We start from the raw sequence: 1,402 nt of genomic DNA, 5'->3' as shown, positions 1-1,402 counted from the left end.
AGAAGGAGTCGGTCTCCTGCTCGGGATCGCTGTCCGAGCCCCAGACGTGAACGGCGAAGCCGTCGTAGTCGGCCAGTGGCTTCAGGATCGGAACCGTCCTGACCAGGGTGCCTCCCAGGTTGAACAGATCCGGCGGCTGAACCGCGACCGGCACCGGGCTCAGCGCGTTGCCGTTCACGTAGCCCAGGGTCGCATCGAGGCTTCCCGAAAGTGCCTTGTGGTCCGGCGCGAGTTCGTGGAAGCGCTCCATGGCAGCCTGGTCGAAGGACGCGACGATCACGTCTTCGCTGCGCTCCGGATGCGCGTTCATGATTGCCGCCAGGGCATCGGCCGCGGCCAGGGAAACGCCCGGGTCCGAACCGTTGCTCTTCATGTCGATGTTGAGCGGGGTATCGGGGAAAGCTTCGAGTACCTCCTCGAAGGTGGCCATGGTGAAGTCGTTCGCGCTGTAGCCGAGCGGCGGTGGCCTGCCGCCGGTGGCGATGCCGCGGTACGGATGCGGGTCGGCCTCGTTGAATCCGTAGTGACCCTTGCCCGGGGTGAACTTCCAGGCGAAGTCGTAGCTCTTGAGTTCATCGACGGTCAGGTCGCGGACCTCGTGATCACTGTCGTTCGGCGCGTTCGAGGTTCCCGACGGGCGCATGTCGTGGGTGACCATCAGCACGCCGTCGGCAGAGACGAAGCTGTCCATCTCGAGGGCGTCGGCCCCGCGGTAGCGGACTGCGGTCTTGAAGGCGTAGAGCGTATTGCCGGGAGCCTCGAGCTCTCCACCCTGATGGGCCATGTTCATGAAGCCCTGGTCCTGCCAGAAGTCGGTCGGCGGAGGGGTCGCCGGCCGGCTTGGGTCGGCGCCCGAAGCCTGCCCCGTGGCAAGCCCGCAGATCAACAGCACGGCAACAGCGGCGACTCGTCTCATGTGGGGATTCCCCTCGTCTCCCTGAAGCATCTCGTGGCAGCTATGGGGTGAGTCTAGACCCGGTTCGGGTCCTGCGTGTGATGACCCGGCAAATGGCCGGCTTGCCGGCGGTAGGATCGCCGGCATGGCATCTGAGGAGTGGTCGGAAGAAGATCGGGTCGAGCAGTACCTCGCTGCTGCCGGCGGTTTTCCCCACCGAAGCGAAGGTGAAGGCGTGCTGCTGGACCACGTGCCGGGAAACGCACGGCGGATCCTGGACCTTGGAACCGGCGACGGACGAACACTGGCCCTGCTGTCGATCGGGCGCCCCGGGATGAGTGGCGTCGGCCTCGAGATTTCCGAACCGATGCTGCGCTCAGCCCGCAAGCGGTTCGAAGGCGACTCGCGCTTCGAGCTGATCAGCCACGACCTCGACGAACCCTTGCCGGATGTCGGGAGCTTCGATGCGGTTGTTTCGTCCTTCGCGATCCACCACCTCGAAGACGA

At 65.3% G+C, this 1,402-nt stretch carries 2 protein-coding genes; one reads left to right on the top strand and one right to left on the bottom strand.

Annotation, left to right across the window (positions count from 1 at the left end; genetic code table 11):
- A partial coding sequence (locus VB714_RS07305) for a glycerophosphodiester phosphodiesterase family protein (protein ID WP_323222609.1) occupies positions 1–916 on the bottom strand: 916 nt, incomplete at its 3' end.
- A 124-nt stretch (positions 917–1,040) separates the two neighbouring features.
- On the opposite strand from VB714_RS07305, the gene VB714_RS07300 reads away from it, so the two are divergent.
- Positions 1,041–1,402, top strand: a 362-nt coding sequence (locus VB714_RS07300) for a class I SAM-dependent methyltransferase (RefSeq protein WP_323222606.1), incomplete at its 3' end; no start/stop codon positions are given.

This window comes from Spirulina sp. 06S082, assembly GCF_034932145.1.
Taxonomy (GTDB): domain Bacteria; phylum Cyanobacteriota; class Cyanobacteriia; order Cyanobacteriales; family Spirulinaceae; genus CCY15215.
The sequence above is the reverse complement of the archived record's forward strand: the minus strand, read 5'-3'. Positions and strand labels throughout refer to the sequence as shown.